The sequence below is a fragment of the Ignavibacteriota bacterium genome (assembly GCA_019637995.1).
Lineage (GTDB): Bacteria > Bacteroidota > Ignavibacteria > Kapaibacteriales > UBA2268 > JANJTB01.
Genome location: JAHBUQ010000005.1, coordinates 14,319 through 37,560, shown reverse-complemented (window position 1 = coordinate 37,560; position 23,242 = coordinate 14,319). Strand labels below are relative to the sequence as shown.

General features: G+C 32.8%; 37 protein-coding genes. 30 read left to right on the top strand and 7 right to left on the bottom strand.

All coding sequences use genetic code 11. From position 1 onward, the window contains the following. Nucleotides 1-27: 27 nt before the first annotated feature. Nucleotides 28-219 carry a hypothetical protein gene (locus tag KF896_15875; protein MBX3045191.1) on the bottom strand — a complete coding sequence of 64 codons (192 nt, stop codon included), beginning with the start codon at nucleotides 217-219 and terminating at the stop codon, nucleotides 28-30. A 107-nt stretch (nucleotides 220-326) separates the two neighbouring features. Here KF896_15875 and KF896_15870 point away from each other — a divergent pair, with 107 nt between their 5' ends. The 5 genes from KF896_15870 to KF896_15850 are packed head-to-tail and all read left to right on the top strand — an operon-like array spanning nucleotide 327 to nucleotide 4,499. Continuing rightward, a complete protein-coding gene (locus KF896_15870) occupies nucleotides 327-1,019 on the top strand; it encodes a hypothetical protein (protein MBX3045190.1) in 693 nt (230 codons plus the stop codon). Beyond that, nucleotides 1,004-1,762 (top strand): CRISPR-associated endoribonuclease Cas6, encoded by a 759-nt coding sequence (gene cas6, locus KF896_15865; protein ID MBX3045189.1) that lies wholly within the window; start codon nucleotides 1,004-1,006, stop codon nucleotides 1,760-1,762. The genes KF896_15870 and cas6 overlap by 16 nt, the downstream gene beginning before the upstream one ends. Continuing rightward, nucleotides 1,749-3,197 (top strand): hypothetical protein, encoded by a 1,449-nt coding sequence (locus KF896_15860; GenBank protein MBX3045188.1) that lies wholly within the window; start codon nucleotides 1,749-1,751, stop codon nucleotides 3,195-3,197. The genes cas6 and KF896_15860 overlap by 14 nt, the downstream gene beginning before the upstream one ends. Next, complete coding sequence (locus KF896_15855) at nucleotides 3,190-3,894, top strand: phosphoadenosine phosphosulfate reductase family protein (GenBank protein ID MBX3045187.1); 705 nt, start codon at nucleotides 3,190-3,192, stop codon at nucleotides 3,892-3,894. Before KF896_15860 ends, KF896_15855 begins: the two co-directional genes overlap by 8 nt. Then, nucleotides 3,891-4,499, top strand: a complete 609-nt coding sequence (locus tag KF896_15850; GenBank protein ID MBX3045186.1) for a hypothetical protein — start codon at nucleotides 3,891-3,893, stop codon at nucleotides 4,497-4,499. Before KF896_15855 ends, KF896_15850 begins: the two co-directional genes overlap by 4 nt. 145 nt (nucleotides 4,500-4,644) lie before the next feature. Here KF896_15850 and KF896_15845 read toward each other — a convergent pair whose 3' ends face one another. The 6 genes from KF896_15845 to KF896_15820 all read right to left on the bottom strand — a co-directional run bounded on the left by KF896_15845 (nucleotide 4,645) and on the right by KF896_15820 (nucleotide 8,743). After that, on the bottom strand, nucleotides 4,645-5,610 hold the full coding sequence (locus tag KF896_15845; GenBank protein ID MBX3045185.1) for a DNA/RNA non-specific endonuclease: 966 nt from the start codon (nucleotides 5,608-5,610) through the stop codon (nucleotides 4,645-4,647). A 7-nt stretch (nucleotides 5,611-5,617) separates the two neighbouring features. Next, nucleotides 5,618-6,115, bottom strand: coding sequence for a tetratricopeptide repeat protein (locus KF896_15840; GenBank protein ID MBX3045184.1), 498 nt, complete (start codon nucleotides 6,113-6,115; stop codon nucleotides 5,618-5,620). A gap of 383 nt (nucleotides 6,116-6,498) precedes the next feature. Beyond that, nucleotides 6,499-6,990, bottom strand: a complete 492-nt coding sequence (locus KF896_15835; protein ID MBX3045183.1) for a hypothetical protein — start codon at nucleotides 6,988-6,990, stop codon at nucleotides 6,499-6,501. Between the two features lie 76 nt (nucleotides 6,991-7,066). Next, nucleotides 7,067-7,819 carry a hypothetical protein gene (locus KF896_15830; GenBank protein ID MBX3045182.1) on the bottom strand — a complete coding sequence of 251 codons (753 nt, stop codon included), beginning with the start codon at nucleotides 7,817-7,819 and terminating at the stop codon, nucleotides 7,067-7,069. 26 nt (nucleotides 7,820-7,845) lie between these two features. Beyond that, nucleotides 7,846-8,292 (bottom strand): S24 family peptidase, encoded by a 447-nt coding sequence (locus tag KF896_15825; protein MBX3045181.1) that lies wholly within the window; start codon nucleotides 8,290-8,292, stop codon nucleotides 7,846-7,848. Nucleotides 8,293-8,302: 10 nt separating this feature from the next. Next, entirely contained in the window at nucleotides 8,303-8,743 is a 441-nt protein-coding gene (locus KF896_15820; GenBank protein MBX3045180.1) for a hypothetical protein, read from the bottom strand. A 235-nt stretch (nucleotides 8,744-8,978) separates the two neighbouring features. Between KF896_15820 and KF896_15815 the strand changes: the two genes are divergently transcribed. The 25 genes from KF896_15815 to KF896_15695 all read left to right on the top strand — a co-directional run bounded on the left by KF896_15815 (nucleotide 8,979) and on the right by KF896_15695 (nucleotide 23,083). Next, nucleotides 8,979-9,158 carry a hypothetical protein gene (locus KF896_15815; protein ID MBX3045179.1) on the top strand — a complete coding sequence of 60 codons (180 nt, stop codon included), beginning with the start codon at nucleotides 8,979-8,981 and terminating at the stop codon, nucleotides 9,156-9,158. A gap of 76 nt (nucleotides 9,159-9,234) precedes the next feature. Further along, on the top strand, nucleotides 9,235-9,477 hold the full coding sequence (locus KF896_15810) for a hypothetical protein (protein MBX3045178.1): 243 nt from the start codon (nucleotides 9,235-9,237) through the stop codon (nucleotides 9,475-9,477). After that, nucleotides 9,474-10,472: a ParB N-terminal domain-containing protein gene (locus KF896_15805; protein MBX3045177.1), complete on the top strand. Its 999-nt coding sequence runs from the start codon at nucleotides 9,474-9,476 to the stop codon at nucleotides 10,470-10,472. The genes KF896_15810 and KF896_15805 overlap by 4 nt, the downstream gene beginning before the upstream one ends. Nucleotides 10,473-10,534: 62 nt before the next feature. Continuing rightward, complete coding sequence (locus tag KF896_15800; protein MBX3045176.1) at nucleotides 10,535-10,783, top strand: hypothetical protein; 249 nt, start codon at nucleotides 10,535-10,537, stop codon at nucleotides 10,781-10,783. Nucleotides 10,784-10,786: 3 nt separating this feature from the next. Beyond that, nucleotides 10,787-11,026, top strand: a complete 240-nt coding sequence (locus KF896_15795; protein ID MBX3045175.1) for a helix-turn-helix domain-containing protein — start codon at nucleotides 10,787-10,789, stop codon at nucleotides 11,024-11,026. Nucleotides 11,027-11,119: 93 nt separating this feature from the next. After that, the gene (locus KF896_15790; GenBank protein MBX3045174.1) at nucleotides 11,120-11,371 is read left to right on the top strand and encodes a hypothetical protein; all 252 of its coding nucleotides are present in this window, start codon (nucleotides 11,120-11,122) and stop codon (nucleotides 11,369-11,371) included. Further along, a complete protein-coding gene (locus tag KF896_15785) occupies nucleotides 11,368-11,610 on the top strand; it encodes a hypothetical protein (protein ID MBX3045173.1) in 243 nt (80 codons plus the stop codon). The genes KF896_15790 and KF896_15785 overlap by 4 nt, the downstream gene beginning before the upstream one ends. A gap of 3 nt (nucleotides 11,611-11,613) precedes the next feature. Beyond that, the gene (locus KF896_15780; GenBank protein ID MBX3045172.1) at nucleotides 11,614-11,991 is read left to right on the top strand and encodes a hypothetical protein; all 378 of its coding nucleotides are present in this window, start codon (nucleotides 11,614-11,616) and stop codon (nucleotides 11,989-11,991) included. Beyond that, the gene (locus KF896_15775; protein ID MBX3045171.1) at nucleotides 11,988-12,179 is read left to right on the top strand and encodes a hypothetical protein; all 192 of its coding nucleotides are present in this window, start codon (nucleotides 11,988-11,990) and stop codon (nucleotides 12,177-12,179) included. Before KF896_15780 ends, KF896_15775 begins: the two co-directional genes overlap by 4 nt. A 10-nt stretch (nucleotides 12,180-12,189) precedes the next feature. Next, the gene (locus KF896_15770) at nucleotides 12,190-13,482 is read left to right on the top strand and encodes a hypothetical protein (protein MBX3045170.1); all 1,293 of its coding nucleotides are present in this window, start codon (nucleotides 12,190-12,192) and stop codon (nucleotides 13,480-13,482) included. A gap of 18 nt (nucleotides 13,483-13,500) precedes the next feature. Then, complete coding sequence (locus KF896_15765; protein MBX3045169.1) at nucleotides 13,501-14,145, top strand: hypothetical protein; 645 nt, start codon at nucleotides 13,501-13,503, stop codon at nucleotides 14,143-14,145. Between the two features lie 36 nt (nucleotides 14,146-14,181). After that, entirely contained in the window at nucleotides 14,182-14,760 is a 579-nt protein-coding gene (locus tag KF896_15760; protein MBX3045168.1) for a hypothetical protein, read from the top strand. Nucleotides 14,761-14,853: 93 nt separating this feature from the next. Continuing rightward, nucleotides 14,854-15,219, top strand: a complete 366-nt coding sequence (locus KF896_15755) for a hypothetical protein (GenBank protein MBX3045167.1) — start codon at nucleotides 14,854-14,856, stop codon at nucleotides 15,217-15,219. Next, nucleotides 15,185-15,427, top strand: a complete 243-nt coding sequence (locus tag KF896_15750; protein ID MBX3045166.1) for a hypothetical protein — start codon at nucleotides 15,185-15,187, stop codon at nucleotides 15,425-15,427. Before KF896_15755 ends, KF896_15750 begins: the two co-directional genes overlap by 35 nt. Further along, complete coding sequence (locus KF896_15745; protein MBX3045165.1) at nucleotides 15,417-15,695, top strand: hypothetical protein; 279 nt, start codon at nucleotides 15,417-15,419, stop codon at nucleotides 15,693-15,695. The genes KF896_15750 and KF896_15745 overlap by 11 nt, the downstream gene beginning before the upstream one ends. Next, complete coding sequence (locus KF896_15740; GenBank protein MBX3045164.1) at nucleotides 15,692-16,408, top strand: 3'-5' exonuclease; 717 nt, start codon at nucleotides 15,692-15,694, stop codon at nucleotides 16,406-16,408. The genes KF896_15745 and KF896_15740 overlap by 4 nt, the downstream gene beginning before the upstream one ends. Beyond that, on the top strand, nucleotides 16,408-16,929 hold the full coding sequence (locus KF896_15735) for a hypothetical protein (GenBank protein MBX3045163.1): 522 nt from the start codon (nucleotides 16,408-16,410) through the stop codon (nucleotides 16,927-16,929). Before KF896_15740 ends, KF896_15735 begins: the two co-directional genes overlap by 1 nt. Before the next feature lie 1,003 nt (nucleotides 16,930-17,932). Then, nucleotides 17,933-18,400: a DNA cytosine methyltransferase gene (locus tag KF896_15730; GenBank protein MBX3045162.1), complete on the top strand. Its 468-nt coding sequence runs from the start codon at nucleotides 17,933-17,935 to the stop codon at nucleotides 18,398-18,400. A 324-nt stretch (nucleotides 18,401-18,724) separates the two neighbouring features. Continuing rightward, nucleotides 18,725-18,982, top strand: coding sequence for a hypothetical protein (locus KF896_15725; GenBank protein MBX3045161.1), 258 nt, complete (start codon nucleotides 18,725-18,727; stop codon nucleotides 18,980-18,982). A 97-nt stretch (nucleotides 18,983-19,079) separates the two neighbouring features. After that, nucleotides 19,080-19,424: a hypothetical protein gene (locus tag KF896_15720; protein ID MBX3045160.1), complete on the top strand. Its 345-nt coding sequence runs from the start codon at nucleotides 19,080-19,082 to the stop codon at nucleotides 19,422-19,424. Between the two features lies 1 nt (nucleotide 19,425). Beyond that, nucleotides 19,426-19,635 (top strand): hypothetical protein, encoded by a 210-nt coding sequence (locus tag KF896_15715; GenBank protein ID MBX3045159.1) that lies wholly within the window; start codon nucleotides 19,426-19,428, stop codon nucleotides 19,633-19,635. Nucleotides 19,636-19,682: 47 nt separating this feature from the next. After that, nucleotides 19,683-19,874 (top strand): hypothetical protein, encoded by a 192-nt coding sequence (locus KF896_15710; protein MBX3045158.1) that lies wholly within the window; start codon nucleotides 19,683-19,685, stop codon nucleotides 19,872-19,874. 3 nt (nucleotides 19,875-19,877) lie between these two features. Further along, on the top strand, nucleotides 19,878-20,090 hold the full coding sequence (locus KF896_15705; protein MBX3045157.1) for a hypothetical protein: 213 nt from the start codon (nucleotides 19,878-19,880) through the stop codon (nucleotides 20,088-20,090). Then, entirely contained in the window at nucleotides 20,083-20,445 is a 363-nt protein-coding gene (locus tag KF896_15700) for a hypothetical protein (GenBank protein ID MBX3045156.1), read from the top strand. Before KF896_15705 ends, KF896_15700 begins: the two co-directional genes overlap by 8 nt. A 22-nt stretch (nucleotides 20,446-20,467) precedes the next feature. Next, nucleotides 20,468-23,083 carry a hypothetical protein gene (locus tag KF896_15695; GenBank protein MBX3045155.1) on the top strand — a complete coding sequence of 872 codons (2,616 nt, stop codon included), beginning with the start codon at nucleotides 20,468-20,470 and terminating at the stop codon, nucleotides 23,081-23,083. Nucleotides 23,084-23,242: the final 159 nt, after the last annotated feature.

Sequence of the window (23,242 nt, the reverse complement as noted above, 5' to 3'; positions counted from 1 at the left end):
GATATAGCCAATTCTGAAAAATTAAAGTTAGTCGGGTTGATTAATTAAATTGCAATATTCTTTTAGTGTTTTAGTTAAACCGATTGACTCTTTAATATTTAGCTCTGTGCCTCTATTTATTTTTTGACGAATAGTATTAGAGTTCAGCCCTGATTTTTTAGTCAGGGCTTCTATATTTACAATTTCACTTATTCTTTTTAATATTTCTATAGTAATCATATAACAAAAATAATATAATTTTTTGAGAATATAAATAATAATATTACTTTTGTAATATTATTATTACATTTGTAATATTATTATTACACCAATTAAATTATCATTTTATGAATAACATTAAATTTATAGCTAAACACATCAATTATGATAGCGATAAAATTGTAGATTGTGATGCCGTCTGTGCTTTCACAGGTGAAAAAATCACTAAAGGTATTAAGAAAAAAGTTGCTCTTTCGGGTAACTTTACAGATTTTGAATATCTGAAGTTTGAAAGTGATTACATCTCCGTAGATGCTTTTAAATGTCTTGGCGAAATGATACAAACAGAAAAAAAACTTAATTCATTACGTAATTTTTCATATTTTGTATCAGAAACAGAGTTGAAAATCTTAAAAAAAGACGAAATATGGGATATAATTATTAATACCCCTAATGCACCTTTCATTTTAGCTTACACATTCAGCTCTAAAAAACATACAACTTTTAAGAGCAAAATCACTACTGACAAGAATAAAATACAAATTATAACTGACACTTACGGAAATGTTGAAATAGATAAAATTCTGTTAAAAGATGTTATTGGAATAGTACAAAATTGGTACTCCGGGACGGCTGATATGCCTGCTATTGCAACATTTTTTACTAAAGATGAAATTTTGACGGGAAGTGATAATTTCAAAAAAATTACAACCTACGGTATTGAAAAATTTAGTCAAGAAGATAAAATATTAGCGAAATTCAGGAATACTCCGCAATTGTTTTTGTTAACAAGACTGGTGAACAAATGCGTATTAAAATAGATTTTGAAACATCAGGGGTGATGGATGTCCCTTACAGGCAATTCGAGAACCTGCAGGGGCTTGTTATGTCGTTATTATCGAAATATGATAATATAAATTGGCTACATAACGAAGGCACAAGGGAAAAAAGGGTTTATAAACCGCTCTGTTATTCACATTTTATTGGAAATCGTAAAGCTCTAAAGCACAATTGGAGATATTTTGGCAATTTCAGTTTGTACATTTCATCCCCTATGCCGGCTATAATATTTTCAATCGAGAAATTATTGAAAGAAAGGTCATATTTCAGATTTTGCAATAAAACAATAGTATCTATTAATTATGAAATTATTGATACAGAGAATGTAAAATCACATACATTTTCCACGCTTTCACCTATTGTTTGTTCAACGCCGATTACACTTACATCAGGTAAAATCTATCAAAAATTTTTAGATGCTTTTGATATAGATTTTAGCAGAATTTTGCAAGATAATTTAAAAAATAAAGCAAAAGCATTTTACAATTTAGAACTTAACGGTAAATTTGAGATAATTCCTGAGTTCGACAAATCGGAAGTGATCAGTAAATTTCATCTTTATAATTATAAAAATTCAGTCATTAAAGCGATGTCTGGGCGTTATAAAATTAACGCTGATTCTAATTACTTATATGTAGCAAATAATTGCGGGCTTGGGAGTCGTAACGCTCTTGGGTTCGGTTTAATCAATATAATAGGAGATAATTCTAATGCAGAAAATTAATTATACTTTCAAAGCTCTGAGCCCGCTTTATACCGGTGCCGGCTCTGTTTTAGGTATCAAATCAGAACTTCGTAAACAGAAAGTGAAAATTCAGAATAGCGAAGTTATCAACTCAAAATTTGCAAGTGAAAAAGACCGGCAACTTGCAATGACTGATATACTAAGTATTCTTTACACTCAAATCAGTCCTGATTACAGACTGAAAAGGCAACAGGATATTTGGAAAGAATTTAAGTCAGCTCTTATTAGCAGTTGCGGGTCAAAGTCTATATCAAGTTTCTTGACGAGATACGCTGAACGATTCGGTATAGGGCATTATGATATAATATTATCAAAATATCTCGATTTGTTTTCCGACGCCGAATTTTTGCAATATTTACCTGAAAATGCAGATTATTTGATTATGCAAATGAGGATTACACGGGAAGATAAAAATAGTAATTATAAACGGATTAAAGAGATTGATAAGCAATGCAAATCTTTAGTCGAGCTCTTAGACAAAGAAAGTAACAATATGTTTTTTGACGATACAGAAGCAAAACAACAATTAAACGAACTTTGGGCAGAACAAAAGCAACTCGAATTAAGCAAATCAGGGTTTGTTTTTGACATAGAAAATTATAAACAATCCGAGAGTAGTTTAACTTTTAAAAAAGATTTTGAGAATGTCCCCGTTTTTTCTGGCAATTCAATTGCAGGCATAATGCGGAGACTGACGATGGCTGATTATTTGAACAAATTAGAAGTTGATAGTCTGTTCGATTTTACTTATCATACACTTTTTACGGGTGGTACTTTAACTGAAAAGGTATCAGAAGAATTTGTAATCAAATTAGCAGAATTTCAGGAAAATATTCAGGAAAAACTTAGGTTAACTTTACAAAAGAAATCAGAAATAGAAGGTAGCAACGAAGAAATTGTGCCTGAAAAAATCGAGAAACTTGCTTATTACTGCCCACCTTTACGGCTATTCGGTTCTGCAACAAAGGGTGGTATGATTGAATCAGAAATGATTGTCAGTAATGCACGATTGAAGTGTGCGGAGAATGGAAATGGTGATTCAACTCTATACAGTCTTATTCAGGATATATTTTATACCCGGAAAGATTCTGAAAAAACAGAGCGGAATTTTGAGGTATTAGACACTTCAGAAGAAACACATCAGATGAAATATATTATGGAAACGTTGATTGAGGGTTCTGAATTTGAGCACGATTTTGTGTTGAGAAGTCAAAATCAGTATATTTATGATTGTTTCCACGCAACATTAAAATTATTTACAGAATACCATAGAATTGGTGGAAAATCGGCACGCGGACTTGGCAATATTGATTTAACAGACTTAAATGAACAAATAGACTACGACGCAGTAGTACGATATTATGCACACCTTGAAACTAATAAAAATGAAATCAGGGAGTTTTTAGGTGTTTGATAATCGTATAAAACAAATATTTGATACAATTAATAAATCTTTTGAAACAATAAATAAACCCTATTTATCAATAAGCTGGGGTAAAGATTCGATATTATTGCTCTATTTTGTAAGGCAAGTAAACCCTAAAGTGAAATGTGTTTATTTAAATTCAGGATATGCCCTACCAGACACTTACGAAGTAAGGGATAGATTGCTACAAGAGTGGGATATGAATTATAGCGAGATAAAATCAGATTATTTCGCTATAAAGGACTTTAAACCACCAGACCAAAGGACTAAACAAGAACAAAAAAAATATGTTGATATATTAAAAAAAATTCCTTTTGATAAATTTGCTAAAGAAAATGGATATGACGGGAATTTCTGGGGTATCAGGGCTTGTGAATCTATTGGTCGTAAACATTTAATAAAAACGAATGGTTTATTGTTCAAAAGTTCAAATGGATTATATCGTAGCTCCCCAATCGGATGGGTAACAAACGAGGAATTGTGGTATTTTTATGATAAATTTAATATACCAATGAATCTAATTTATACAAAGACTAAATTTATCAATAAAGACCAAATAAGAAATACTGGATGGCTAAGCACTGATGGAGAAGATAGAGGGCGTATAATATGGTTGCGTCATTATTACCCGCAACAATATAAAAAATTAATAACTATGTACCCATACTTAAGAGGAATAACATGAGATACCAAATAACCTTTAAAATGAAGTCGCCGATTATCGTTTATGAACCGATAATGTTTGACAGTTTATTGTTGTATGCTTATATTAAAGATAAATTAGGTTACGTACCGCAGTTACTGGAAATTGATGACGGAAGTGATGTTGAGTTACCTGAAACTCTTTTAAATAAGCACGAAAGCGGGGTTTATTTATCGTCAATTATGCAGTCTGACGACGAACCTTTACTTGATTTAAGCAACTTTACTAAGCATTTTCATAAAAGAAATATTGATTTAGTTGAGAATAAAAAGTTGAAAATTCTAACAAGCAAAGGGCAGTATAAGAGCTATAATTTACCTTATGAAACTAAGAATTACGAATCAGTATATTTCGTTATTGATACTGAAAATATTAATGAAGTAATAGAATTATTGAGTAAACACATTTATAGTTTAGGTAAAAAACGTAATCGTGGGTATGGATTAATTGACAATATCTCTTATGAAATGACGGATAAAGCAATATTACGTCCTGCCCCTGACGATAACGGTGATTTGTATTTGCCGATAAAACCACCTTATTGGCGGATAAATGCTTTAATTACTCAAAAATTGGTAGAAATATAAGGGGCTAAGACGCCCCTTTTTTCCTAAGCGGATAGATGTATTTAAGTTCTCAATTCTAATATAGTTCGATTAAGATTTAATGATTATAGTGAAAATTAGATTACAAAGTAAACAATAAGTCTCTTTTCATTTAATTATTCCTTCTTTATTTAACAAACTTAATTAATCCGTTCTCAGTTCTTACGAAGTACACACCTTTGGGCAGGGCTGAGACATCTATTTTTGAATAGGTATATGTTCCGACCACAAATCCAAGTGAGTTGTAAACCGTGAAGTTTTCAGATGGTATCACCACATAATCAGTAGCAGGGTTAGGATAGATTAAGAGCTGAGAATTATTTGGAACAGATGTAGAACTACGTCCCTCGAGTACGTCCTGAATAGACTTCGGAATTTCCCAAAGAAAATCAATACCTGTGCTTTGCTCAATGTGGTCTATGGTAGTTTTGTAAGTAGTCCAATGGTGATTTTTCACATCAGGGGCATTGTTAGGGAACATACAGGCAATCACTTCTGTATGCTCGTTTACAGCGTCCTTTTTAGAACCGTAAGGTAAAACAACTACTATCTTATAGCAACTGTCAGGAATAGCAACCTTGTCATTGTAAAAAGTATAAGGTTTGTCCTTAGCATAAACCGGACCCGCAAAGATATACATTTCTTTTAAGCTGTCAAGTGCGAGTTTCTCAATATATTCTTCCATACGTAACCAAGTTTGTTGATTCAGTTCCGGAAGTTGCGGAATAATATTTGACATACGGAAAGTAGCTTTATTTTGGTCAACGGTGCGTGTCCGTTCAAGACTTCTGACCATGTGTCCCCTGTCGTAACCTGAATTGGTATAATCGGAATGTCTGATACGGCAGTCAACAGGTAAAAGTGAATCTACTATAAAGTTACCTGTGAAGCGAGGCACGTCTCCGAACCAGTCTTTATTCAGGTTGTATGATACCCAAATTGGAACGCCCAAATCACAGCGGACACCTGAGGCAAATTCGGTTCTGAATACAATTGATAAATCGTAAGAACTTGCGGGAGTTCCAAGCTCCGTATGTGTGTACTGACTGAAAACAGATAATGGCAATAGAAATAAGAGTAAGATATTTTTCATAATAATTTCATCTGCATTTTTCATTAATATTTTTGAACGCTTTGGTATATCCTAAGTCTCCTGCTTGATACCAAAGTTCGCAGGCTTTGTCAAGTTGTTTGAGTTCGTAATAAGCTAAACCTTGATTATAAATTGCTTCAGCAAAATCAGGTTTTATGGAGATGGCTTTCTCTAAATCCTGAATAGCTAAATCGTAGTTATTCCTGAGTATGTTCAGATAACCACGATTATTGTAGATTGTATGGAGTGCCGGATTGAGCTCAAGGGCTTTATCGAAATCATTTAGAGCTTTGACAGTATCACCGATATTGAAGTAAACGAAACCGCGATTTCCGTATGCTTCGGCAAAGTCGGGTTTCATCTCAATAGCTTTTGAGAGCTGAATCATAGCACCGTAGTAATCTTCTTCAAAGAATTTCACAAGTGCATAATTATAATGTTCATCTGCGGTCTGTGAGAAGACCGATAAATTCAGGATAAACAATAAGAGTAATAGTATTTTCATAATCTACGGTATATTATTGAAAAAATAAAATTTGCACATTTCAAATAAAATCCCTATTTTTGTTATGCAAACAATGACAAATGTCATCATTTGTTTACATTATGAAATTTTGATTTTGATTTCGACTTCGTTATCAAAATTTCCAAAAATTGGGGGTTTCATTCTTGCCGGAGTGAAACTCCATTTTTATTTAGTTCTTACTCACAAAAAACAAAGTTCCGATTTCCTTAGGCATTGTCTTCCATACTCCTTTGTATAATGGGAAATGGAATATGTATGGACTTTCATTACCTATAATGCACTGTTTCCACATGGGATTACTGCTCTTAAATCTCCAATAGTTCAATATGTCTACTCTGTAGTCTGGATGCATGGTTTATAATCTATTTGCATTTCTGCTTTGATTTTACGATAGCAATACTTTCCGAATCGAAATTTACTATTATCAGATGGTTATCGTAAATGAAATAATGTACAGGCTTTTCATCATGCCTTTTTACACATTTTGCATCTTTACTTAAAAAATCGATAGATTTCCATAAGTCCTTATAATTATTTGTTAGTACAACAATTGACTCGCTTTTATTTTTAAGCATAGGAATTCTTATCTCGTTAAATTCAAGTTCCTGAAACAATACAACATGCTTAATCAAATAATACTTACCGCCAGCATCATTAGTTTCAATCGAATATTCCATTTTATTTGAATCAAGAATTTCTACAATTCTCTTATTGGTTAAACCAGTGTTTAATCCCTTAAGAAAGTCAAATGAGAAATCTTTTGCCACTAAACTGCCTGAAGTGAAAATGAAAATAAATAATATGAATTTGCGAAAAAACGCTTTGTTAAATTGAATTTTGATTGATGCTTGCATAAAAATATTCCAACAGAATGTTTATTATTAGTTATTTTGATTTTATAGAAAAAGTGTCACTCTTAACTACTATTTGTTACTTGAATTCTTCAATAAAATATGCAAATGAAAACACTAAACCAATTATTACAAAGAAAATACCAATATATATCTTTTTAGATTCATCTTTGAAATTCTTAAGTAGTTCATTTTTTGATTTATTAGTAATTATATATGGCACGTTTTTCTGCTTGGGTTTTTTAACAACAAATTTGCCATCCTGGACATTCAGTGAACCAACAATAAAAACATCAGTATCTGTTAAAACAATTTCTTCTTCAAAAACTTTTCGAATTAGGTATGTATCTTGAGCAAGCTTTTTATTTAAATTTTCTTCATGTTTATAATAAATCAAATTATCAATTTTAGGGTTTTCAGGCAAAACAGTTAAAATATTATTTCCTTTTGTTTTAATTTCAAATTCCATGAATTTGCTTTCAGAAAATTCGACTTCACTGCTAACGGTCTGACCTTTTCTTTTTCTTTTGCCTTCATAATAGTAGTATGGCTTTTTTATATAATTTGTAATCTTGGAATTATAGTATACACATTCTAAATTTTTGATAGGTGAAATTAGAAATTTATCATCAAGTATTTTACCACTAAGTTCAATTGGTGCTTCGAAATTGTCAAATAATGAAGTATCACTTTGTTTCATATCGAATAAAACATCAATATCTGTTGGCGGGTTGCTGTCCAGCCACAAAAAATGCCTTTTATTCCTCAACGAATAAAAAACGAGATACAATCCCCATAATAAAAGTATAACACCTATTATTACATATATCATGACAACCTCACAAATATTTATGATAATTATAAAACAGCATCTTTCACCACTTTCCAAGCTTTACCGATAATATCGCATGTATCAGTGTCATATACTTGAATAGGTTCATAATCCTGATTAACGGAAGACAAATATAAACATGGTGTACCAGGGTCGAAAATTTTAAGGATTAAATCACCATTAAGTATAACTGCAACAACATCTCCTTTCTTTGGTTTTTTGTTTTTTTGATATAACTCAATAATCACAGTGTCGCCCTCATCAATGAATGGCGACATTGAATCACCCTTAACAACTATTAATTTATGTTTTGATGAGTCTAATCCGGGTATGTGTGGAAATTGCACTACTTCAATCCCGTCGTTAATATCCGCTCCAGGGCCCCCAACAAATGAACTTGTGTATAATTCTACATTTGTAATTCCGATTGTAAATAATCTGTCAACATTACTATTATAATTACCTTTTGACATTAAGTGTTCCTTATATGTTTGATGAAATCCGTTTTATAGCATTATCAATATTTTCTAAAAATTTATCAATAGTTTTAAGGCTTTTCTTATATCTATCCTTTAATGAGAATAACTGTTCAATAGTCATATTCGAGATATCGGGTAGATAAAAAGTAACTGCTTTTGTATCAACATCAAGCATGATATTACCAGAGGACTTGCTAAGCAAAGGGCTACCTTCTCCGCTAACATACCACTCTGGATTCAAGCCTAATTCTTTAATTCGTTCAATTTTTTTATGATCTGTCAACGTGATTCTTTTTCCAGTTGATTCTTCCTTGGTGTTGATATATGGGGTTAAATCTTGTGGCTTAATGCCGATAGCAATTGCAAAATCCTTCTTTTTATCAAAGTATTTTTCAACAAAATATCGCAGTCTTTTTTGAGGAGTATTTAAATCCTTTAAATCCATATAATTACAAAGTTGTTAAAAAAAAATAAAAAAATGTTATAAAAAATATGGAAAAATCATATTTTTTATTTGGTTATAATATGGAAATTCCATATTTTAGCATTGTATTTAAATCGCATTTGAAAAAAACAATTTTTTCAGCAAAATAAATACGATGTTCTTTGACAACTGGAAACGCGCAAAAAATCAAAATTAAAAAACTAAATATTTTAATAACTAAATAGGAACTGCTATTATGGCTACTAAAAAATCTATAAAAAGGCTTCCTCTTATTCAAGTTCCTGTCGAGAAAAATTTTCTCGATGACTTTGATGAACTTCGTGAATATGAGGGTAAACCTTCGAGGGTTGCATTAGCTCGCAAAATTATAATGCAACACCTCAAAGATGCACTACCAAAGTACAGAACTACATAACGTTCTTACTCAATAAACAAAAATAAGTAATTTTTTGAAATACACAAAAATTTTGCACAAAATAAATGTGTATTCTATGAAATTTGTATCAACATTTAATGCGAGGTTAAAAGTAAATATGTTTGATTTAAAGAAAATGCAAGATTATAAAGAATTGCCGGATTATCGGAGAGTACATATTCTGCTTCATCCTAATGATGATGAAAAACTTGAAAAGATTAAAAAGGCATCAAATATTAAGAAGGATGCAACAATGGTAAGAGCTCTTATCAATATGGCTTATGAAGAGCTGATAAATTCTAAAGAGGCTAAATTATGATTGTTAAACTTAATGTTCAACAGCTCAAGAAAGAACAGAAATTTCAAAACAGAGCTGAACTTAATCAGGAAGTTGTTCAGGACTATCATGAGAAAATGATGTCCGGTGAGGTTTTCCCTCCGATGACGGTGTTCTTTGATAGCGTTACTTATTATCTTGTTGATGGATATCATAGATTTTATGCTTATATCAAGTCTAAAATTTATGATGTTGATTGTGAAGTGATTGATGGGACACAAAGAGATGCGATTTTGTATGCTTGCGGAGTAAACTCCAAACATGGTCTGAAAAGGTCTAATGCTGATAAAAGAAAATCAGTGATGATGCTACTTAATGATGATGAATGGTGTAAATGGTCTGACCATAAAATTGCTGAAATTGTCAATGTAACTCGTCAATTCGTCACAAAAATAAGAGACGAATTCCAAAATCTCACTAGCAATATTGCTAGTGACGAACTAAACGAATTCCCCCCGGAAGAACCGGAAGCCCCTGAAATCACAGAACCTGAGCTAAGAACTTATGTTAATAAGTATGGAAAAACCGCAACTATGAACGTAAGCAATATTGGGAAAAAGAAAAAGGATGACAATTATAAAGATAATTTTACTATGATTGAGTATCCTGACCTTCATCTAAATGAAAAGCTCAGACGCAGGCTCATTGGAACCAGATTCTTTAACAATAAACCTTCACTTGATTTTATAGCTTCTCTTGATACTCAGTATGACCAAAATGATTGTATTGATTTGCTTATCAAGAGAAAAATTAAAAGAGCTGTTGAGTTTTTGGATTATGTTCCTACGAAAGACATAATTACTGATCAGAATGATCCTGAATTTAGTATACTTGGAAGAGTAAAAAGAGACAAGGATATCATTGACTTAAAAAACGATGTTTTGAATGTATTAGAGGCTTACAAAAATGTTAAGTCTGAGAGATGCAGGGAAATTGTATCAATCCTTTCTGAATACATCAATTATCAGTTATCATAAAAAAAATCCCCTTTGGCACAAGAGGATTATAAACATTCTATAACTTATTTTGGAGCATTTCTATGGACGATAATACAGGGCATTTATTGCCGGAGCATATAATCGAAAAGTTGAATCCCGTTGTGACTGAAATCAGCAAAATAGCTCCTGAACTTTGGGATGAAGCTATCGCTTACCTGACTTATAAACTAAAAAAAAGACATATCCAATTGCGTGGACATCATGTTTTTGGTGATATATTTCTTTGTGATGTTACTACTCACATTGACCATTTAAGTAAAAAGAGCTTTTATAAAGTTGTGAGGAACTAATTTATGACATCTTTATTAACGGCAAGACAAGCATACGAATACCTGAATATTCACAGAACTACTTTTATTCGATATGTCAATAACGGCATTATCCCATCTATAACACTCGCAGAGTATCAGGATGGAAAAAGAAAAGTTCGAAGATTTAAACAGGATGATTTGGATGCACTGAATACTTCTAAGGCAATCATGCCTGCAGATAAGCCAAAAGTACGCAAAAGGCGGAAAAAATTATTCAGCTAAAATGATAAAAAAAAACTCTTGCCGGACATAATTTAACAAAAACCGACAAGAGAAGTCAATAACTTTTATTCAAAAATACGAAGGGGCCACGACATGGCAAAAGAAAAACTTCAAGACGAGCTGAAATTTCAGCAATTAGCAGACTATAAATCATTTCTTGATAAAGCTCTGCATCGGGTAAAATCCGGCACTTCTTTCGATAACTATATCACTTCAGAGCTACTTATGCGTGAAAAGCTCGACTTGTTAGACAAGTTGAAAAATGCTGAGATAGATTCACTCAAAGTTATATTGGAAGAAGAACTCAAATCTGTTAAAATTCAAATCAAACAGGAACTATCATGACAACAAAAACAATTTTGTTACACAAAACTGTAGCGGAGCAAGGGCTTGACAAACTCTTGGACAAAGTTAAACATTTATGTAAATTAAGTCAAGCCCCCGCTTTTAAACCTGTAAGACTGCCTGTAAAGCCTCATCCATACTGGTATCTTCTCAGGAATGAAAAGAGGATTACTGAATTAGCAGTAATCGCAACGACTGCTATAACTGTAATTGTTTTATTAATCAAAAATTTGGGGTAAATTATGAAACAAAATATATCAGATTTCGGTATCGGGACAGCTCCAAGAGCTTTGTTTGAATTCTTAGAAAAATGGGCGAACAGAGATTGGGAGGGAATGTCAAAGATTACTCAAATCACATGGCGAAAAAATGAATCGCATCCTATTGATTGGATTCAAAAATGGTACAGTCAGAAGCGTTTGACATCTTTTAAAATCAAAGCTACATACATAGATGGATTGTTAGCAAGATGTATAGCAGAATTGAGGTTTGGAATTCTTCGAAAAAATGTACAATTCAGAATCATTAAAGAAAGCGATGCTTATCAGCCAAGTCAGGACGGTCAGTGGGGTGTTAATCCTATTTTCGGACTTAAAGCTTTCAAAGGGGATGCACAATGAGTGAATTTATTATAGTCTGGATGTTGGGAGTGATATTTGTAGGACTCCCTGTGATGATGGCTTATGGGATTTACAAGTCAATTAAAAAGACCGGTACAGTTAAAACATCTCTCAAGTCTAATTATGCAAAAGTAGTCTTTTTAGACAGAAAGTTGTCAATGTTAAATAACAAAATATTCATCAATTAAGGAAAAACAAATGCAACACGATGATTTGGTCATAAAGCCTCTGTTTTATAATCAGGAGATTTTACTTACACCTCCTCCGATAGTATACAGACACGATGCAAAAGGGCAAAGAAAATATTATAGCATATCAGAAGAACTCAAATATATTGAAGAAGCCTCAGTGACTACAATATTAGATAAAGTTATGCCAACCCCATATTGGCTCGAACTCTGGAAAGCGTCATACGGACTGAATAAAGCAAACCAGCTTATGAAAGAAGCCGGATTTTATGGAACACTCGACCATACTTGCCTTGCTGAATATCTTATTCTAAAGCAGTTCGATTTGAACTCTATCGAAGCAAGAATCAATACTTTTGTGATGTCAAAACGCATTAATTTTGATACTTGGGAATGGAGCTCTAAACTTAAACATGACTTACTGGCTTTTCATAAGTTTGTTCATGATTACAATGTAGTTCCTCTGGCAGTCGAGATTGTTTTAATATCTAATAAACTTGGATATGGAGGTGCAATTGACCTGGTGTGCCAAATGAGAATAGGCACAGGTGAAAATGGGAAAATTCTTAAAACAGATATTAAATATGATAAGAACGGAGAGATTAAAGAAGACAAGACAAGAACAGTTACTGCTGTTGTTGACTTCAAATCAGGAAGACACGGATTCTCTGAATCGAATGAAGCCCAAGTTCATATGTATAAGAATCTGTTTACTGAATTTTATCCTCATGTCCCTATTGAAAAGGTCTATAATTGGGCTCCTAAAGACTGGAATAATTCTGAAGAGCCTGCTTACTATTTAAAAGACCAAACTAATTCAAATGAGAAAGATTGTATAGAATATTATGTGAAAATATTCAAAACTAAACAACTGCAATCGCAAAATAAAATTATTCACAATTTCAAAGGAGTTCTTGCTTACGGAAAAGATGATTTTAAAGATAATCTTGAAGTAATGACTTTCGAAGAGAAAGCAATCAGCAGGTATAAAAAACAAGCAGGCAAAACGATAAGCAAGCCTGTAAATGTTAATCCTCCTGAGATTGTACTTCTTGCTGATAATATTGATGAGCCGGAAGCAGTTAAGAATATTAAATCTAAAGATATAAAACTCCCTGAAGTGAATGAGGATGTTGTGAGCAAAGTGCTTGAGAATATTTCTCAAGAGGTAAAAAAAGAAGAAATTGCAGTCATTAATACTAAAGATGTGACTGCTGATTATGAAAAAATCAATCCGGCAGAGCATGGGATTGAAATAGAAGAAATCAGTTTTGATAATATAGCTAACTTATTTAAAGATTAATTAGGAGAAAAAAAACAAATGAATGCGTTAGAATCAATGACACTAACAGCAATGGCAAAATTTAATGATGCTAAAGAACAAATCGCTAAGCTTACATCAAATTGCCAAAGAATTGTAATCAATTCAAATGAGTCTCTCGAAACTGCTAAAAACCTTGCTAAAACAGCTAAGAAAGTGGAGACCCTTATCGAAGATAAACGTAAGGAGATTACTGCACCAATACTGGCTGAGAAAAAGAAGATTGACGACTTTGCAAAATCAATCACAAATGATTTGAATAAAGCAATGAACGGATTGAGAAGCCAAATACTTTCTTATGAAAAGAAACTTCAAGAAGAAAGAGAAGCTGAAGCTCGCAGAATTGAAGAAGAAAGGAAAAGAATTGAAGAAGAACTCAAAGCGAAAGCTTTAGAAGGGAAAATTGACGAGAGTGATACTGCTCAGGTTCTTGTAGAACTAAAAGAACAAGAACACCAAGCTCAAATATCAACCAAATCTTCCTCAATCAGACTTACTTGGACCTACGATGTAATTGATGAATCTGTCATACCAAGAGAATACTTAACTATTGACGAACGAAAAATAAAAGATGCTATTACTGCCGGAAAACGTGAAATCACCGGACTGAAAATTTATCAAAAAGAATCACTTGTTCTAAAATAATTATTCACTTTATTAATAATCTTAAGGAGATTTATTATGGGTTATGGTAACCGCACACCGATGTCTTACTTCAAAATTAAAGATGGTAAGATACATGTTTATAACAGAGATGATGAACCAACTATCCACGATTTTTTCAAAGGGAAATTAATTCAAATTGATTTCAGAGAATCTGAAGTGCAATTTAATGGAAAATTGAATAAAATCAAAAACTGGAATGTAATGTTTGAAGATGATGGTGTGAATCATATCTGGTCTACTAAATATGATGGTATTCTCTTTCAATCCTTTATTAACTGCATTGCTTCACTTACGGATTTTAATTCGACAATTGAACTTTATCCTTACATGAAAGATGGAAAAACCAAACTCTGGATGAAGGCTAATGGCGAAGATTTAAGATGGAAATTTAATGTTGACGAGATGCCTAAAATTACACCACTGATTGCTGAAGGTGAGCCGGTATTGGATGCTCAAGGCAATCAAATGTACTCCACTAAAGCAAGAATGGAATGGACTCAGAAATTGGTTGAGGCTATTAATGCCAAAATTAGAAGTGTCAAGCAAGTAGAAGTTCATGAAGATTCATTCGTTGAAGAAGTTGAACAATTTTAATAACTAATTCTCTTTGCACAAGCCTCAGGATTATTTGATATTCCCCCCTCATTTACCTGAGGCAGTGCAAAGTGCTGATTGTAAGGGATAAATATGACGAATAATGTATTTAATGAATTCTTAGATAAACAACTACTTAAAAGGAAGATGGTTCTTTCATATAAAGCTGATGAGTATGCTGTAGATAATGATAGATTTCACAACTTCAATATTGCTGTGGATATCTTGAAACATGTTGGAATAATTGATACTCCTGCTAAAGTTGCTTTTTGCTTTCGAGTAAAGCATATTGTGAGTGAAATTGATTTACTAAATGGAACTACTGAACTCACTGAAGATATTATTGAAGAGAAATTCGGTGATGATATTAACTATGCCTTTATGCAACAAGGAATGCTGTTTAATCAATTAAAAGAGGATCAAAATGAAATGCCTAAAATGCGACCAGGTGAAACCTGAAAAGCATATGAAAAATAGAATTACTTGCTTAGATTGCTTCCGGTCCAAACAAGCTAAATATATGAGGTCATATAAAAGACCGAAAATCAAAAAAAGACTGGATGTTCAGTATAATCCTAATCCTAAAAATCACCCATTGTTTTATAATCAACTTTTTGGCAAATGCGTAGTGAATAATTTTATTCACGGAGAAAGTCATGGGCGTTGAGCAAATACTTGATAATTTATTGAAAGTCAACAACATTGACAGCATGGATAAGCTGCATTTAGATGATAGACGGAGGCAAACATCGGATATTCGACATCTTGCTTGTTATTTCTTAAAGCGTAATGTTGGTTTGTCTGAAAGTCAAATATCAAAATTAATGAAAAGAGACCGCTCAACTATCTATTCTTCAATAAAAAGAGCTGAAGAATTGATTGAATATGACAAAGATTTTAACAGGTTATTTAATAAAATGAAGGTGATTCTATGATAGTTTTTTTTGATATTGAGACTACAGGTACTGATTTAAATAATGATAAAATTGTTGAGATTTATCTAAAAAAATTACCTGATAATAAAATTTTGGAATACAGAATTAATCCGGGTATACCAATTCCTAAAGCAGCTTCAGATGTTCACGGCATCACAGACAAAGATGTCAATAATGCTCCATCTTTTAAAGACATTGCAAAAAACATTTTTCAATTTATTGATAAATGCGATTTAGCAGGATATAATGCTATTAAATTTGATATTCCTTTTCTTTACCGCGAATTAAAGGATGCAGGCTTTTTGCTTGACTACAAATCAATAAGGCTCTATGATTCATACTCAATCTTTACTCATTTTGAGAAGAGAACGCTGGAAGCTGCTTATAAGTTTTATTGCAATAAAGAATTGGAAAATGCTCATCAAGCAGGCGCCGATGTCGAAGCTACTATTGAAGTGTTTAAAGCTCAGTTAGACAGATATGGATTGAAAGACAAAAAGGAAATTGCTCTGATAAGCAGTAATAATAAAGAAATTCTTGATATTTCAGGGAAGTTCACCTATAATGATGATGGTGTTGTGGTCTTTACTTTCGGAAATAACAAAGATAAACCTGCTGCTAATCATAAAGATTACCTGGAATGGATGCTACGTTCAAATTTTGCACCTGATACTAAACAAATTATTCACCAAATTTTAAAAGGAGAAATTTAATGGAAACTACTAATGCAAATATAATCCCAATGGGAATTAATGGAGACGGAGTAATTGATGATGACTTCTTTGATGAACTTGATGATGAACTCGATATTGAGGATTTGACCGATGATGCTTTAGAGAACTTGGATGACTCATCAGAAGCTAAGGATAGTTCTTCAAATGACGAGAAATCTTTCTCTTTTGATGTTGAGCACAGGCTTGATGATGATGAAAAAAGAGAATTGGCTGAAAAAATTGTAGCATACGACATGGAGATCAAGGGCTTTCAGTCGGAATTAACAAGCCTGAAAAATACTGCCGCTTATTATAAAAAACAGATATCCGAATTGGAATCTCAGAGACTTAAGCAGTCAGTAATTTATAATTCAGGTGTAGTAAAAAGAACTCATACGGCTTATAGAGAACCGGATTATGAAGCAGGGGTAATCTTTACAAAAGATATTGTTACTAATGAAATTTTGGCTGAAGAAGAAATGCCGGAAGATTCTCTTTTCACTAAAAAAAATGATTTATAGCTTGCCTGTATCATATTATAACCTTACATTAGATATAATTATCGTTGCAATTGTATGATTTATAATGTGTTTACAAATACGTTCTTTGAAAATTGGAAAGGAGGCAATTATGATTTAAAGGTATCAATAATTAATCACGTGAGGGATAAACACGTTAAACGATGTCATTTAAGCAACTCTATGACTAACCCTGACAGCCGGAGAGAATGGACGGCAAGGCTGGAAAGACCACTCCAGCAACAAATAACTAATTTTTTTTCAACAAAGATGTTAAAAAAGTAGATATTATTTTGCAAAGTTTATAACAATAAGCCCTCGACACTCGCAACGGCGGGGGCTTTTTAAAAGGGTTCGGAATTATGATTAAAAAAAAGAAAAAATACAAATATCCAGGTCATAATCAAATATTCTTACTTGAAAAAATAGACGGATACATTTATAAATTTAGCTGTGGGCACTGGTGTACTGATTCTGTTTTTGAAGATATGATAGATGTTGAAAGTAATATACCGAATTGGAAACTAAATAAATTATTTTATTAACCAGCTCCCGACGGAGCTAAATTTAAGGGGAAATGTAATCATGTTTAAATGTTTTATAGAAGCTCCAGACGGAGCTAAATTTATGGGGAAATGTAATCATGGTTTTGTGATTAAATTCGGTGAATATTATTGTCAAGAATGCGGTGTTTCACACGAGGAGGCAATTAAACCATTTTGGAAAAACTGTCCAAAATGTGAATTTAAAGGCACATATGGTCAAATGATAACAGAAGAAGGGTTTTGTACCAACTGTCATTATCGTGGGATTTTTTAGCATAGCATACAACGGAAAATATAAGGGTAGTTGGGGATTTGAAACACCTGGCTACCGTAACCGATTAACTTAAATAAGAGATATGCAGAAACAAATTGATACTAACCCCCAATTACCTTTATATGGTGTTACCAACCGTTTTTGTGCGTTGGACATTTTGGTAGGATGTGAGGAAAGCCAGACGGTAATGAAAGCACTTAGGGAAATTGGCCATAATGCTTATAGCTGTGACTTACAAGAATGCAGTGGTGGGGAGCCAGAACATCATTACCAGATGGATATATTTAAAGCTATTGACCTTAAAAAATGGGACTTGATTATACTACACCCACCTTGCACCGCAATGGCTGTATCTGGTAATCGGTGGTATGGCGTGGGGCAACCAAGACACCATGAGAGAGTTGAAGCGGTTAAATGGACTCAGAAACTTTGGGATAAAGCAACAAGCGTATGTGAGCGTGTGGCGTTGGAAAACCCAGTAGGTGTATTAAATAAGATGGGCAATTTCCCGAAGCCCAATTACATACAGCCGTGGCAATTTGGACACGGAGAAACTAAAAAAACAGGCTTCTGGCTTTACGGATTAGAAGCACTAAAGCCCACTGATATAGTAGAAGGTAGAGAACAGAAGATATGCAGAACGAACAGACTTTAATTGAATTAGGCTTCTCTCGCCACCCTGAATGGGACGGAGAATTGACTGGCTTTCGACACTTTCGAAAGGAGGCAAATGGCAAAGTATTCCGCGCTTATGAGATAGCTTGCAACGGCCCTACTTATGTCTCCTTGGGAGAAGTATCTACACCTGACGGAAAAGTCAAAGGGTGGCGTGACTGCTGTTCATTGGGATCGGTGGCTCGTAAAATTAATTGCCCATAACGTCCGCTTAACGCAATGCGTACAACATTTAATTAAGTGAAGTTATACGCAAATTATTAACCAGCTCCGATGGCTGGGGCTTTTAATAAGGAGAATTATAATGGAAAAAACCGCAAAAGATTTAGCAGATTTAATAGAGCAAAATTCAAATTGCATTATTATAATAGATAATGACAGTTGGGATGTTTTTGCAGATGAAGCAATGTACAAAAAAGCAGAACCTTTGGCTGAAAGCGATGATTACATATTCGATACAAAATGGTACGGCGATGCAAATGAATATGGATTCGGAATAGCGGATGCTCTTGTTCTTCTTTTAAATAGAAAAGGATTTAACATTAAAGCGAGTGCGTGCTAAAATACGGATGGCACGGTAGTTCAGTTGGTTAGAGTCCTGCCCGTGTCACTTTTTATTAACCAGCTCCAGACGGAGCTAAATTTAAGGAGAATGAAAAATGATTAAGATGTATGCAGGTGAATTGAATATTAGTATTATGCAGGAAATTAAAATAAATCATTCTGATAGAATTGTAAGGTTCAAAAAGTTTGTTGAGAAGTCAAGAAATATCATTTTCCAAAGTGGTGAAATTTATAATTATTTTCAAATTATTGACTACTCACTTCTACATAATTTTGATTTGAAATCGGGCTTAAGAAGGTTAAACAATAAGTGCGTTTATTATTATGATTATATAGAAATGAACGGTTTATTGTTTACTTTTCATCGCTGTAATTTGGCAAATTATCACCTATTTTATAAACTAACTAATAATAATCAAGAAAATTTGTTTGGAGAATAAAATGAAATATAAACTTATTACTAAAGATTTTGACGGTACAATACTCGAAGAAATCTTTACTTCAAAAGAACTTCGCAAGTATGGTACTGCCGGTGATGATGCCGCCCAATGTGCAATGTCTATGGTTGGAAGGTATAACGCCGGAAGTCCAAATTTCCCTCGTGAGTTTGTCAGACTTGAAAAAGTTGTTAGGAAGAGCAGTTATACGTAATTTTTTAAACCAGCTCCCAAAAGGTTGAGCTAAATGGAGGAAGAAAAATGGACATAGTTAGAATAACTGATAACGGGCGGTTGTCAGTATCAAAAAGGAATAAAGGAAAACCTTATGTAATTTCTATCAATGTATCAGGCGTCGTGTCTGTTAATGTAGAGATGCTATTTACAAAAGAGAATTTAATTAAGCTAAGTAAAAAATTAAACGAAGAACTCGAACAGCAAAAAGGAGGGTGAGAAATGACAAGAAATGAGCTATGGTTAAAATTAGCAGATGATTTTGACCTGACTTTAACTGAAGGCGAGCTTGATGACGCTCTTGAACACGTCAAAAATAACAGCTTGGATAAAATTGATTTTTTATTTACTTGTAAATTTTCATATTTAAATAATATAATTTACTTATTAATTGAATATGTCAAAAAAAATAAAGGAGAGTTGAAAAATGACTAAACAAGAATTTGATGAAATTAGTTGGAGTGCAAATACTGAAGTGCTCCATAATGGCAAATGGTATAAAGTCAATAGTATAAATTTTGATTTTTATTATATAAATGTAACCTATGATAACCACGCCACGAACACTATAGGCTGCGAATCAATTGAAGATGTCAGGGACACAGATAAAATGTTCCTTGCTCCTCCAAGAGTAATCCGCAAGTATAGTCTTAAACTGATTATATTTTCACTTGCTCTTGTTTTGATTGCCGGCATAGGTGCTATTGATGTAAGATACACCCTGATTGCTGCGTTTCCAATTGCACTGATTCTTGCTTTTGTGTTTAATTATATTAATAACAAATATTAGTTGACTTTTTACTGAGATTTATATGAAATTTGAACTGTCTATTAATAATAAAATTATCAATAAAGGCGATATAAGAGCTTTTGGATGGGTAAATGCTACTTTTACTCCACAACAATTGATGCAACATATTCTAAATGGTTATGCTTATTCTCAAGGTGTTATAAAGCCGGATGTTGGTACCAAAAAACCTAAAGTATCAGACATCTCCCATGCTCAGCTACTATCTGTTGATGTTGATAACGATATTATTGATCCGGTTAAGAAAGTTAAAAGATGTAAAACTTATGATGAAGGGTATTTATCCTGGGATGCTATTATGGAAGATCCATGGTACCATGAGAATGCACTCCTTGCATATACTACAGCATCACACTCGGATAAACATCATAAATTCAGAATTGTTTTTCTGCTACCTGAAATTATTTATGAGCCAAGCAAATATAAAGAAATTGTCTCTGTTTTTATTGAAAAATACCATGGCGATTCTCAATGCTCAAATTTTGACAGGCTTTTCTTTGGAAATACTAACGCTACTTATTATGTCTTCGGAAATCAATTGTCTATCAGCGAGCTGAATAATATTTTGTCAATTCCATCAGATGCAGATATTCAAATTGAAAAATCCTATGCACATTACAATGAGAGATATTCTAACGAAAAACTTACTGAAAGTCAAGTTGCCGACATGCTCTCATATATCCCATCGCAAATGGCTTATGAGGATTGGGGCAAAATTGTATCTGCAATTGGAAATTATTTTAATGAGTCAACAGCTGTTAGACTTATCGAAAATTGGTCACCGGATACGAAACAAGGGACTCTTTATAAAGTCAGACATCGCTCTAAAAGACCTACTATCGCATCTGTTATTTATTATGCAGCTCAAAATGGATTCGATAAGAAAAAACTGCATTCAAGATTAAGTATTTCAAAAAAAGGAAGACTCGTTAAAGATGATAATGAAAATGTTGATGTTGATATTGCTGAAGATGTTGATGATGATGTTTTTAATGAAAATGACTTTTTTGAACAAGCCAATATTCAAAGAATTCATAGATTCTGGTTCGAACAATCAAAAGTTAAACAGGATAAAGATAACCCCTCAAATGATAAATCTGATTATGTCCTGAAAATCAATAAAACCAAAATGATTGAATACCTCGAAGACAGAGGATATAGAAAGCATTGGCTTGATAAGAAAACTTCTATTCTGGTGCAAGTGACTGATAATATTGTTGAGATGATTACTGAAGAGAGAATTATTGACTTCATTAAAAATGAAATTAAAGCTTTTCCATACAGGGTTTCTCAGATGTTTAATAGAAATGACCTAATGGAAGTGTTCTTAAACCAAATTAATAATCTCGGCTCTAAACAGTTCTTAAGAATGCTCTCGGCTATTGAGGAAGAGTTTGTCTTTGATTCGAAAAATGAAGCTTATTTCTTCTTTGAAAATAGTGTTGTCAAAATTACTAAAGATAATTATTACTTATTTAAATATACTGAATTAAACGGATTTATTTGGAAAGAACAAATTATCGATAAACCTATCAATAATATCTTTATTAATCTTAATGATAATGAAGATGATTCAAATGATGTCGGGCAATTCGAATTGTTTCTTAAAAAAGTATGCTCACCAAAAACACACCCGGAACAACAAAGACACGATAGAACTGTCGATGATAAAAGGTTCTATTCGCTTATATCAGCCATTGGATATATGTTGCATACTTTTAAAGACCCTACTGTTACGAAAGCCGTTATACTATGCGAAGAGAAAATTGCTAAAGGAGATGAATCAAATGGACGGACAGGAAAAGGACTGACTGCTAAAGCGATTGGAAAACTTAGAAAACAAGTGCTCTTTAACGGTAAAAATATTGATTTTAATTCGCCTTTCTTTTATCAAACTGTTGATCCGGATACTCAGATTATTTACTTTGATGATGTTGAAAGAAATTTTAATTTTGAAAAATTATTCTCCGACCTTACGGAAGGTATTTCTATTACTCAAAAAGGACAGAAACCAGTCATTATTCCTTATGAAAAATCTCCAAAATTCTTAATCAGCACGAATGCGGTCCTGTCCAATGACTCGGATTCTCATAAAGCAAGAAAATTTGAAATTGAATATAGTGACTATTTCGATGCTGAATATCAACCATCACACGAATTCGGAAATTTCTTTTTTAATGAAGGGTGGGATAAAGATTCTAAAGAATGGGATTTGTTCTATAGTTTTATGATGTCCTGCACTATGGTTTATCTTAACCAGGGATTGATTCCTTATGAACCTATGAACCTGTCAGAAAGAAAACTCTTAACGAAAATGCCTGAAGCTTTTATTGAGTTTGCTGATGAATTGATTGAATCTATCAGCAATAAAGATAAAATTTATCGAGAAAAATTATATGAGGATTTTACGAATAAAAATAAAATGTATGGTCCCTCCGGAAAGAATGCTACTACTCAAACAAGAACTACTAAGTGGTTTAATGATTATCTGACTTTTAAAAATATTGATTTTATTGCCGGTATGAATTCTCTTAGAGATGATAGAAGAAAGTTTTGGGAAATTACTAAATCCAATTCTGAAGATGTTGATGTTAATTATGATGATAATTTAGGATTTTAAGCAATATGTACACAATCTTCTTAGACAAGATGAGTTTCTCACTATTTTTTGAAGTGAGGTTTTTTCACTTCTCACTTATTTTAAGTGACAATTGTTTTTGTGTAATTATTCCACATAACGCATTTTTTGCGTTTTTAAATAGTGACAATGATGTAAAAT

Bases quoted from the DNA above. Each gene is read 5' to 3' on its own strand.
- KF896_15875 (MBX3045191.1), bottom strand. From the start codon at position 219: ATGATTACTATAGAAATATTAAAAAGAATAAGTGAAATTGTAAATATA.
- KF896_15870 (MBX3045190.1), top strand. From the start codon at position 327: ATGAATAACATTAAATTTATAGCTAAACACATCAATTATGATAGCGAT.
- cas6 (MBX3045189.1), top strand. From the start codon at position 1,004: ATGCGTATTAAAATAGATTTTGAAACATCAGGGGTGATGGATGTCCCT.
- KF896_15860 (MBX3045188.1), top strand. From the start codon at position 1,749: ATGCAGAAAATTAATTATACTTTCAAAGCTCTGAGCCCGCTTTATACC.
- KF896_15850 (MBX3045186.1), top strand. From the start codon at position 3,891: ATGAGATACCAAATAACCTTTAAAATGAAGTCGCCGATTATCGTTTAT.
- KF896_15845 (MBX3045185.1), bottom strand. From the start codon at position 5,610: ATGAAAAATATCTTACTCTTATTTCTATTGCCATTATCTGTTTTCAGT.
- KF896_15840 (MBX3045184.1), bottom strand. From the start codon at position 6,115: ATGAAAATACTATTACTCTTATTGTTTATCCTGAATTTATCGGTCTTC.
- KF896_15835 (MBX3045183.1), bottom strand. From the start codon at position 6,990: ATGCAAGCATCAATCAAAATTCAATTTAACAAAGCGTTTTTTCGCAAA.
- KF896_15830 (MBX3045182.1), bottom strand. From the start codon at position 7,819: ATGATATATGTAATAATAGGTGTTATACTTTTATTATGGGGATTGTAT.
- KF896_15825 (MBX3045181.1), bottom strand. From the start codon at position 8,292: ATGTCAAAAGGTAATTATAATAGTAATGTTGACAGATTATTTACAATC.
- KF896_15820 (MBX3045180.1), bottom strand. From the start codon at position 8,743: ATGGATTTAAAGGATTTAAATACTCCTCAAAAAAGACTGCGATATTTT.
- KF896_15815 (MBX3045179.1), top strand. From the start codon at position 8,979: ATGGCTACTAAAAAATCTATAAAAAGGCTTCCTCTTATTCAAGTTCCT.
- KF896_15810 (MBX3045178.1), top strand. From the start codon at position 9,235: ATGAAATTTGTATCAACATTTAATGCGAGGTTAAAAGTAAATATGTTT.
- KF896_15805 (MBX3045177.1), top strand. From the start codon at position 9,474: ATGATTGTTAAACTTAATGTTCAACAGCTCAAGAAAGAACAGAAATTT.
- KF896_15800 (MBX3045176.1), top strand. From the start codon at position 10,535: ATGGACGATAATACAGGGCATTTATTGCCGGAGCATATAATCGAAAAG.
- KF896_15795 (MBX3045175.1), top strand. From the start codon at position 10,787: ATGACATCTTTATTAACGGCAAGACAAGCATACGAATACCTGAATATT.
- KF896_15790 (MBX3045174.1), top strand. From the start codon at position 11,120: ATGGCAAAAGAAAAACTTCAAGACGAGCTGAAATTTCAGCAATTAGCA.
- KF896_15785 (MBX3045173.1), top strand. From the start codon at position 11,368: ATGACAACAAAAACAATTTTGTTACACAAAACTGTAGCGGAGCAAGGG.
- KF896_15780 (MBX3045172.1), top strand. From the start codon at position 11,614: ATGAAACAAAATATATCAGATTTCGGTATCGGGACAGCTCCAAGAGCT.
- KF896_15775 (MBX3045171.1), top strand. From the start codon at position 11,988: ATGAGTGAATTTATTATAGTCTGGATGTTGGGAGTGATATTTGTAGGA.
- KF896_15770 (MBX3045170.1), top strand. From the start codon at position 12,190: ATGCAACACGATGATTTGGTCATAAAGCCTCTGTTTTATAATCAGGAG.
- KF896_15765 (MBX3045169.1), top strand. From the start codon at position 13,501: ATGAATGCGTTAGAATCAATGACACTAACAGCAATGGCAAAATTTAAT.
- KF896_15760 (MBX3045168.1), top strand. From the start codon at position 14,182: ATGGGTTATGGTAACCGCACACCGATGTCTTACTTCAAAATTAAAGAT.
- KF896_15755 (MBX3045167.1), top strand. From the start codon at position 14,854: ATGACGAATAATGTATTTAATGAATTCTTAGATAAACAACTACTTAAA.
- KF896_15750 (MBX3045166.1), top strand. From the start codon at position 15,185: ATGAAATGCCTAAAATGCGACCAGGTGAAACCTGAAAAGCATATGAAA.
- KF896_15745 (MBX3045165.1), top strand. From the start codon at position 15,417: ATGGGCGTTGAGCAAATACTTGATAATTTATTGAAAGTCAACAACATT.
- KF896_15740 (MBX3045164.1), top strand. From the start codon at position 15,692: ATGATAGTTTTTTTTGATATTGAGACTACAGGTACTGATTTAAATAAT.
- KF896_15735 (MBX3045163.1), top strand. From the start codon at position 16,408: ATGGAAACTACTAATGCAAATATAATCCCAATGGGAATTAATGGAGAC.
- KF896_15730 (MBX3045162.1), top strand. From the start codon at position 17,933: ATGAAAGCACTTAGGGAAATTGGCCATAATGCTTATAGCTGTGACTTA.
- KF896_15725 (MBX3045161.1), top strand. From the start codon at position 18,725: ATGGAAAAAACCGCAAAAGATTTAGCAGATTTAATAGAGCAAAATTCA.
- KF896_15720 (MBX3045160.1), top strand. From the start codon at position 19,080: ATGATTAAGATGTATGCAGGTGAATTGAATATTAGTATTATGCAGGAA.
- KF896_15715 (MBX3045159.1), top strand. From the start codon at position 19,426: ATGAAATATAAACTTATTACTAAAGATTTTGACGGTACAATACTCGAA.
- KF896_15710 (MBX3045158.1), top strand. From the start codon at position 19,683: ATGGACATAGTTAGAATAACTGATAACGGGCGGTTGTCAGTATCAAAA.
- KF896_15705 (MBX3045157.1), top strand. From the start codon at position 19,878: ATGACAAGAAATGAGCTATGGTTAAAATTAGCAGATGATTTTGACCTG.
- KF896_15700 (MBX3045156.1), top strand. From the start codon at position 20,083: ATGACTAAACAAGAATTTGATGAAATTAGTTGGAGTGCAAATACTGAA.
- KF896_15695 (MBX3045155.1), top strand. From the start codon at position 20,468: ATGAAATTTGAACTGTCTATTAATAATAAAATTATCAATAAAGGCGAT.